This is a genomic window from Microcoleus sp. D2_18a_D3 (assembly GCF_036702455.1).
In the GTDB taxonomy this organism is placed as follows: Bacteria; Cyanobacteriota; Cyanobacteriia; order Cyanobacteriales; family Microcoleaceae; genus Microcoleus.
In genome coordinates this window covers 249,596-259,486 of sequence record NZ_JAUBTK010000001.1, presented here as the reverse complement: position 1 = coordinate 259,486, position 9,891 = coordinate 249,596, and the positions used below count along the sequence as shown (strand labels likewise).

Genomic DNA, 9,891 nt, shown 5'->3' with positions numbered 1-9,891 from the left:
AGGAATCGCAATCTAAACTTTATGAAGCCGAGGTAGCTTTAAGTCAATTGATGAAGCGGTTACAGCAAGCAGAAAAAAGTGAAGAGCGTTTACATATTCAACTACATCAAACTCAAGAACAATTAGAATACTATGGACGGCACCGGCAAGCTTGGGAGGAATCGCAATCTAAACTTTATGAAGCCGAGGTAGCTTTAAGTCAATTGATGAAGCGGTTACAGCAAGCAGAAAAAGGAGAAGAACGATTTAACATTCAACGGCATCAAACTTTAGAAGAGTTAGAGCAAACCGCAACTAGACTTAAACAAGAGCAAGAGAATTTTAAACAGACCAATCACAAATTTACGCAACTAAAAATAGAGTTAGAAGGAGAGATAAAACAAAAAGAAGCACAAATTCATCAATGGCAAACAGAATTGAAGCAATCACAATCTCAACTCCACGAACTACAAGGGGAATTAGCTCAAGCTAAAACCTATATTGAGCAAATCACACAACGGCACAAATTAGAGCAAATCGTAGCTGAATCTCCCCCAAAGCAAAGCGAAATCGATTACAATCTGTTAGTTTGGGATGCCTGGAATGCTTACTGCAATGGTCAACTGCCTGTGATGAAGCAGCACCTTCAAAACGCTTTAAAATTAACTAAAACCTCAGCAAGCGAAACAATTATGAATTGGTTAGAGAGTTTTTCTAAATTTTCCGTTGCCCAAGGGTTGGAACTAGATTCCGAAAGTTTAACTAATTCCCTGGAATGGCAACAGTTAATGCGCCAAGTTATGGTAAAAAAAATGACGCAATTGCCTATGATAAAACATTGACTATAAACCGCATAAACATTGATCCAAAGCTATTGGATAATGAACCTGTAGCCGTGAGTGAAGGGTTTTCCTGAGTGTTAGGTGCTTGCTCATAAAAATAAAACTTCCCGTGGTAGGGACAGGAAAGCCTGCGTGAGGGAGACGGTCACACTACCGTTTCTATCACAAATCAAGGAGAGCCAATCAAACTAAGTTCTGCACCTGAATCAACCAGAATTTTCACTGCTACGGTATGCTGAAATCTCAATAACAACTGGAATTTAGGTTGTCCATTGTAAAATTTTCATATTCTCATTTTCACTGGATAAAATCTGACTATATCGACAAAATCGCTTTCAAATATCTGTTAAATTACATAATCTAAACCTGATCAACTCGGATCGATCGCATCCTTCATCTTTCGATCATCGCGCTCGTGACTAATCACCCCTTTGTTAGTATAAGCTATCCAATCGCCCGATATTTTTTTAACTCCTGGCGATCAGGTTTATACCAATCCTTAGCTGTAGAATATTCGGCTTCCATAATTAAACCACTTTTTTGTGATTTATAAAATCATCTGTGCTTGAGTGGATAATAACTCTCACAAACAATAAATCATAATTTACGCCAGTCGCGATCGGGCTTTTGTATCCCATTCTACTACATAGGGTTAGTTTTGCCCGATCGCCCCCACTAAACCCAAGCCCTCGTCTTTTCAACCTGATCGGATTTCAGCCCTCTGAGGATGTTCCCGCACGCACCACACAAGAAGACGATCGCACTCAATCGATCGACATTCCCCGCGCGATCGGGTAAACTAGAAAGGTCGATCAGGTTCTACCCGCGTGCCCTTGACTCAAAGCCCAACTTCTGCATCAGAGTGAAGCACTGGACTCGGCACATACAAAATTAACTTAAACTCGAGCGAGGCAGTTCACTGCGATCGCCGCTTAAAAATAATCGTCTCCTCAGCTTGCTTAAATTCTATATCAAACAAGTCAAATACTACCTCTCTCCCTAAAAGAACCTCTTGACAAAAATCAGTTTGTGCCCAAGCTACAGGAGCCGTAAAAATATGACCATCCAACTCCATTTCAATATCTCGTAACAGATATTCAATACTGCCGCCAACTCCCTCAGCTTTACTGATAATCTCTCCAGTAGTTCTACTCAAACCCAAATCTTCACCAAGCTGCTTAGTAATTAAGCTGAGTTCTGCTCCAGAATCCACCAGCATTTCGACTCTTGCGGAGTTTTGAGCTTTTAGATGCAGTTCATATCTTGGCTGCCAATCATGAGCCTTTAATGCCCTCATTCTAACAGGATAAAACCTGACTGGTTCAACAAACTCGCTTTCATATATACGACCGATTACATAACTTAAATTAGGCACCTCAGTCGGAATCGCATCCTTCATCTTTCGATAATCGCGATCGTGACTAATCACCCCTTTGTTAGTATAAGCTATCCACTCACCCCGATATTTTTTTAACTCCGGTCGATGAGCTTTATACCAATCATTGGCTGTAGGATACTCGGGTTCCATAATTAAATCACTTTCTTGTATTTTAGAAAATCATCTATCGTTGGGTTAATGATATCTGTCGCTACAAAATTTTATCAAACATAATTTACTTTTGTCGCGATCGGGCTTTTGTATCCCATTCTACTACATAGGGTAAGTTTTGCCCGATCGCCCCAAATGAACTCCCAATGAACTCAAGCCGTTGCCTTCCCAAGGATATCCGACTTCAGCCCTATGAGGATGTTCCCGCAAAACCAGGTATTATATATGGGCGATCGCCCGCCAAGCCCTAAGCCATTCAGCTTGGAACAATATTATCTATCCAAAAAGTAAACAACCCAAAATCAACCCAAAAAAAGCTGTGACCCAATTCGACAAAGGCAATCAACTTCTACAAGGAGGTAAGTCTATAGAGCTAACAGCCTCAACTGCACCATAGATAGCAAATTAACATCAAATCCGACAAGTAGCTCGGAAATAAAAATTTGGAAATAGCTTAAGGAGAAGCGACATGACCAACATGGTAGAGCAAGATGAGAACTTAATTTTGTGCGTAGATGAGTCCTGGTCGGATGACTATGCTATTGGGATTCGGGGCTGGATTGTCAGCAAAAAGGGAAGTTTAGAGCAAGTTGAAATCTGCGTGGGCAATACTTGCGTGCCAATTACTTCTTGGCATCCGCGCCCTGACATAGCGATAGCGCTACCGCAATACTACAACGAAAAATGTGGCTTTGTGGTTCATCTAAACCGCACTGCTCAGCACAATGCCACATTTTTTGTGAAAGTTCCGGGAGGAACATCAAGTAAGACCATAGCTTTCGCCGGATCGAGACCACCTGAACCGGACAGAAATATCTTCCCCGAAGGTGGTGGAATTCACGGCGAGTTTATGCAGTTAGTCAATGATAAACATCTCAAAGTTTTAGAAATTGGCTCGCGAATCGTATCCCCCGGAACTATCAGCCACAGGCAATTATTGAGTGGCGCAGCTTCTTACACCGGCTTTGACTATTATCCAGATGCAAATACAGATGTGGTGGGGGACGCTCATAAATTGTCTCAATACTTTCCCGATAGGCGGTTTGATGCTGTTTTTTCTATGTCGGTGTTGGAACATTTAGCAATGCCTTGGGTAGCCGCGATGGAAATTAATAAGGTGCTAGAAATAGGAGGATTTACCTTTCATCACACTCATTTTTCTTGGCCTTCCCATGAGATACCTTGGGACTTTTGGCGTTTCACTGACGAAGGTCTTAAGGCTTTATTTACGCCAGCGTTAGGATTTGAAGTGATCAAAGCTGCTTTTCACGAACCGATGCGCTTGCACTTTGATTATCTGAGGCCTAGCCAAGAAAGATTCCCGCTTACTCCTGTATTTGGAGGAGTAGTCATCCTTGCTAAAAAAGTAGCAGAGATTAATTGTGACAAGTTCAGATGGGATGTAACACTGGAAGATGTTTTGATACCAGGCAGCCATTACCCAAAACCAAATACTTAAGTGTTATGTTCCCTATGCTTTCAGCTTCGCTCAAGCTGAAAGCATACACTAGGTCAATTGATTGAGTTGCAAGAGCCGGCGGAGCATTAGGTGGCTGATGGTTAATTGAAGGTATAAGAGAGACTTGGCTGTTGTTCGATCGCTTGTTGATAATAAGCGCGATCGCTTCATCCTATTCCCCAACCACAGTCATAATTTCCTTTAACTTATCATGAGCCTCAGAAAAACTTGGGTTTAAATAAACAGCCCTGCGGTAACACACGATCGCCCGCTCCTGCTTCCCTTGCTCTAACAGAGTATTGCCCAGGTTAAAGTATTCCTCTGCCGTTGTTTGAGGTTCCAAAATCACGGCTGCATAAGAACACTCGACAGCTTCATCTGGCTTACCAATTTGCGAAAAAACCTTAGCCAAGTTACGGTAAACACCAGCAAAATTCGGTTGAATCGCGATCGCCTTTTGGTAAGATGCGATCGCCTCTTGCCACTGTTGCTGCTGTGCGTGAATAGTCCCCAGGTTTGCTAAAGCTTGAGCAAAATCAGGTTGAATTTCCAGAGCGCGAATGTACCAACTCTTTGCCTCATCCAGTTTACCCTGAGCTTGCAAGACATTGCCCAAAGTCTTGTACGCCGGAGCAAATTTGGGTCTAATCTTTAATGCTTGCTCGCAAACGGAGATCGCATCTTCTAACTTTCCTTGAACTAAATACAACTCTGCCAGTTGATTTAACGGAGCAGCAGCACCCTCCATCTCTCGCAGTTGAGTCTGAGCTTCGATTAGCTGAGACTTGGTGTGTGCGAGTTCTTCCTGAGTTTTGTGGTATTGAATCTGCCTAAGTTCAAGCTCTTCTTTAATTGGTTGTAGTTCCTCTTGAACTTGTTCCAGTTTAGTTGTAAATTGCTCAAATCCCCCTAGATTTTGGTGCAGTTTTGTCTGAGATGGCGATCGCTTCAATTCTTCCTGGGTTTCGTCTGGCTGAGAATCCAGTTGTCTGACTTCTTTTGATAAGGCATCTGTTCCACCATCTTCAAGCTGTAACTCTCTGTAACTTTCTTGCCAGAGTTGAACATTATGCCAATAATTATCATTGGCCAGCTCTAAAATAATGGCAGGTACGTTTTGGCTTTTAATATCTTCTATTTGAGTCGGTTTAGGGCCGTGAAAGTGCAAAATCTTCGACGCTGGATTTGTAGACCAATAAGACTTCCAATTCAGCGTAACATCTAGCCTCTCCCACTTATCTGCAAAAAACCTGTTATAAGCACCTTGGTCGAAAGCTAACTGGATAAGTTCGTCAAAATTCCTATCAATATATTCATTGAATTCTTTGTCTATTTTTTTGAGATTTTTGACATTCATGTACAAAACCCCACTATTCATATAACTCCAATCATCTGGCGAAAATTCAGGTGCTGCTGCTAAAAAATTGCAATCAAATTCCTCCAAATATTCGCACACATCGTCAACAAACATCACATCGCAATCTGTGTAGAAAATGTATTCGTCATCTATGTCATAAGTTTCTAAAATTTGCGGAATGTCTATTCTCAGTAAAGCTCCTGCTGCTACACTCCTGCCAGATTTGTGTCGTGGGGTATTGAGCTTCTCATAGTGGCGACTTCTATGATGTATGATTTCCACATGATTTCTCCTTAACCAATCAGTTAGTTCGTTTTCTTGACCATCATAAATACAAAACGGTTGTAAAGATGTTCTTTTGATGGCTGTATAAACGGCAACTTTAATCATTTGAGCATAAGCTTCAAATGCGGGGCTATCACTATTAACAGCAAAAAACCATTTTATTTTATTCTTTTTCAACGAAGCTTTATCATCTATTCTTTGAAGGCGATCGCGCGATTGTAATTGATATTTCTTTAGTTCTACTTGCAGCTGATTCACCTGAGATTGCCAGCACTCTTTTTCTATCAGAAGTTGCATTATTTTAGATGGAGATATTGCTGAATTAACAGCTTGCTTCACTTGAGGAATTAAACGCTGGACAGTCAAATCTTCCACTTCATTTCGATCTCTGGATTCTACAACTTCCAAATCTTTGATAAAGAAAACAGCATCGCCTCGCATCACCTTTTCTTTCATTTCTTGTCGAGAGCGAGTATGGTAATGATTGAGCCGCAACTTTTTGGTTGAAACTCTTTCTGTTATTGAACCACCTAAAAATTCTTTGTTTTCTGTAACTATAGAATGTTCTTGATTTGCTGGCAGGAAAAAATGAGGGCACTGAGGGCGCAGGATTTTGTCCGGTTGTACGATACTTTTTACATACCTATTTGGCTCATAGTCATCTTCCGAGCGCCTAGTATAATTTTGTATCTGTAGTCCTTCTGGTTTAGTTTGATGCCCTGAAGAGCCAAAATATAACATATTGACTGCTACTCCAGCCACCCCGTCAAATTCTGCCAAGACTTCTTTTAAATCATCCTTTTCTGTAGGGAATAAGAACTCATCCAAATCAATAAAAGCCATCCATTCCGATTCTTGCCTGTAATTTTCCAGACAATGCTCGTATGCCAATATTTGTCCCGGAACAAATGGCCAATCGTGCAAAATTACCTGCCCTGAACGAACATACTCTTCAATAATATCAATCGTGCCATCACTGCTATTATTGTTGTATAAATAGAACCTTTCAACCCCTACTATTTTATGAAACTCTAACCACTCAATTAAATAAGCAGCTTCATCTTTCATGATTGCACAGACGCTGAGGTGACACTTTCCTCTTTTTTTCTGTTGAACAGTGACATTTGATTCTAATTCGTATTCAGTTGGTTGTAATTGCAGCCATCCCATCTTAACGCGGGTTTCATCTTCCAAGATAACTTCAATATGTATCTTGGATCTAGTGAGATTTTCTGTTAACTCTAATACGGTTGAATAACCCGTGTATTCCGATCTAGGAATTCCCCAAAAGGCATTTTTCACATCTGGGCGATATTTCCACACAGGAAGGCTGCTGATAGCTCGATCGTCAACCAGTAATTCAACAGTCTTAGCTAAAGATTTTTTACCTAACACCCACCCGCCAATCAAAATCTTACCAGTATGTTGGGAACCTTTCGCGGGCGCGTCTATACTAAATCCCCACAGCAACTCAGTATCTTCTGAAGATATTGATACGGAATCTATCGTTTTCACACTTTTCACTTGGTGTTGAAACTCTGGGGCGATCGCCTGATTAGGATTATCGCGCAGCAGAGGCTCGCTATTCCAAGGATCGAATGCAATCATTTTTTGCTTTCGCAAGTTAGGCCTGAAGAAAAATTTGCACCGTTCGTTCAGCATCGCTGCTGTAAACGAGAATGTGCTATTGGAAATTGCCAAAACATCGCATTGGCTCAAAATGTAAAAATCAGGATAGAAAGGTGCTTCTGGCATTTCTCCACCCAAATCTTTGACTGTTATCGGGTTGTAATCCGCAAAATCCCCGACAACGGTTTCGATTTCATCGCTAGCAATAAACAAAACGGGTTCGTCCAGAGTTTCCCACAAACCGTCCAGCCATTCCTTGTACCATCCACTCGGAGCAACGGTCAGATACGGCACAACTGTATGAACGCTTCTGTAATCACCGCGCCGCAAATGCAATCCTACAACTGTTTTACCTTTGGAACGCAAGCGATCGAGAGCTTCTATCACCTTCGCTGCGACTTCTGGTAGAGGTTTGAATAAAGATTGGAAATATTCTTTATGTTGGGCGTGATATTGAGTGTGAAACTGAAAATAGCCGTGGAAGTCTACATTTTTAAAAGGTTCCGGTGCATTGAGAATTGCCGACTCGGAAAGTTTGTAAGGCTGCGCTTGTTCTCCAACTAGAGGTAAAGGCTTAGAAATAGGCGCATCATAGTGACCGAATAGATACTGACCGATCCAAGCTGGTGTTTCTACTCTGAGATTGTGTTCCCTTGCGTAAGTTCTCAAAAACGCATACAGAAATATTTGATTTCCCCACCTAGCCATATTCTCCATGCCGAGTACGGATGAGGTAATCGCTGGTTTTTTCACATAGATTGCGTCTCCCCAAGATGGGTGAATTGGTGTTGTGGTTGCTACCCGCTGAAAACCCTGTACTTCGAGAAATTCGTCTAACTGGTCAATTAACGCGCAGCCTTCATAGAGTTCTTCGTAATTAACTTCTGTGTTGATTAACTCAACACATTTCAACCAATTGGTTGCCCCTTGCAAAGCCAAGAGTTCTGCACCTTGGATATCTATATTTAAGATATTAAAGTCTGAGGGATGTAATTCCTGTTCTTGCAGCAGAGTATCGAGTGTTTTCGACTGTACTGTTATTTGATGAGTTTCCGTGATGTGGGGATAAACCTCTTGATGGTACTTCAAGGGCAGAATCGAACTGCTTTGATCGAAGGAAGTAACGTGCAAATTCACAGTACCATTGCGATCGCCGATCGCACAGTTGACCGATCGGACATCGGGCATCCCGGTTAGATTGGCTTGCAAGCGTTCAAATACCGCTGGGTTGGCTTCTACGAACAGCACTTTTTGCGCGCCCATTTGTTGATATGCCGTGATTTCTGTGCCTTCATGAGCCCCAACATGAATCACGCCACGCGGTACGATGGAATACTGCCGACAAAGTTCCTGTATGTTAAGCTTTCCGTCGGTTGCTTCACCTAAAACCTTTGAGCGGAATCGCTCATTGACAGCCAAGAAATTGCTGAACTCAAAGTTTTCATCCTCTGGCAAAAAGCTGGGTTTGTATTCTAACCGATCCGGCAAAATCTTAAAAATTGAATACCGAAATTTTTGCAAATACTCAAATGCTTCTTTTAACGTCGTTTTTGAATCGAGATAAGTTCCACCATATTCAAATTGCAGATAATCTACTCTGCCTGTTTCTAGAAAATGTTTAGATCCATATAGAACGTCTAATTCGCCGCCCCCAACATCTATTTTGATAAAATTAATTCTTTTAAGGCCGTGGCGCTGACAGTAATTGTCGATAGTTGTCGTCAAAACTGTAATTGCTTTAGGCGGATTCAGCCACCCTTCTTTTTCAACATCGAATCGGCGGTAAAAAGTGCTCACGAGAGGATTAGCTTCGTAATAATAAAATATCTTAACTTCTTCCTTCTGCCCTACAGCTAGATTGTTGGAAATTACTTTTTTATCTAGGTTCTGAATCAGGTTTTTGTAGACATGAGGAATTGGTTCAAACAGGTGAATTTCTACGTCATGTCCTTGGCTCAACACTTCCGCTGTCCAATCCCCAGCATTAGCACCTACATCAAATACGACATAGCCTTTACTAATTATATTCTTAATAACTTGAACTTCGCCATTGAGTTCCATTTCTTTAAGCATCGTAGGTATAAGTGATTGAGTTAATCTTTCGGGTTCAAACGTGGCGTATATATCTCCCCATAATTGGTGTTCCTTAGATGAACTAATATATTCAAATAAGCTAGAACCAGGAACCCATTCAGCTAATGCAAGATGGCTATCTTCACCTTTTGCTAAGTTAAACAATTTATATCCTAATGTCTCCAAGTGAGCGATCGATTTCTTCGCATCATCTATAAATTCTATTGTAAATTCAAAAGATAGACAAGGTATGGGTTGAGAGAGTCCTTTTAAAACTAGGTATTCCAATCCTTCAACATCAATTTTGCAAAACTGCGGGCATCCAAACAATTGAATCATTTCATCTAAAGTAGAAATTTCTACTGTTACTTCTCGATCCCAATTAACGCCAGCAAACCGTCCAGTTTTCCATTTTTCCGAAAAAGTAGATAAAACATTTAAATCACTAGAAATAGAAAGCTGCATCTTTCCTGGATGCTCCGCTAAACCTTTGTTTACAATTGTAACTTGAGGATTATGTCCATATTTTTGACGCAAGATTTCCACACAATTTGGTTGTGGCTCAAAACAGACTACTTTCGCACCAGTTCCTATAAAAAAATCTGCTTTTTGTCCGATATTAGCTCCGACATCAAATATAATCTGTCCGGCTTCTACAAAATTACGAATTAAATCTATAACCATTTGTTTGCTCGTTTTTTTGTCAATTAACTTATCA

The 9,891-nt window shown here is 41.0% G+C and carries 4 protein-coding genes and 1 pseudogene; 3 read left to right on the top strand and 2 right to left on the bottom strand.

The genetic code is table 11. The features are described from left to right. Positions 1-821, top strand: a pseudogene (locus QUB06_RS01195) (hypothetical protein); the annotation flags it as partial. 627 nt (positions 822-1,448) lie between these two features. Next, the gene (locus QUB06_RS01190) at positions 1,449-1,619 is read left to right on the top strand and encodes a hypothetical protein (protein WP_333433880.1); all 171 of its coding nucleotides are present in this window, start codon (positions 1,449-1,451) and stop codon (positions 1,617-1,619) included. 118 nt (positions 1,620-1,737) lie between these two features. Here QUB06_RS01190 and QUB06_RS01185 read toward each other — a convergent pair whose 3' ends face one another. After that, on the bottom strand, positions 1,738-2,349 hold the full coding sequence (locus QUB06_RS01185) for a DUF5678 domain-containing protein (RefSeq protein ID WP_333433879.1): 612 nt from the start codon (positions 2,347-2,349) through the stop codon (positions 1,738-1,740). 490 nt (positions 2,350-2,839) lie between these two features. Between QUB06_RS01185 and QUB06_RS01180 the strand changes: the two genes are divergently transcribed. Further along, the gene (locus tag QUB06_RS01180; RefSeq protein ID WP_333433878.1) at positions 2,840-3,829 is read left to right on the top strand and encodes a methyltransferase domain-containing protein; all 990 of its coding nucleotides are present in this window, start codon (positions 2,840-2,842) and stop codon (positions 3,827-3,829) included. 172 nt (positions 3,830-4,001) lie between these two features. Here QUB06_RS01180 and QUB06_RS01175 read toward each other — a convergent pair whose 3' ends face one another. After that, complete coding sequence (locus tag QUB06_RS01175; protein ID WP_333433877.1) at positions 4,002-9,857, bottom strand: FkbM family methyltransferase; 5,856 nt, start codon at positions 9,855-9,857, stop codon at positions 4,002-4,004. Positions 9,858-9,891: the final 34 nt, after the last annotated feature.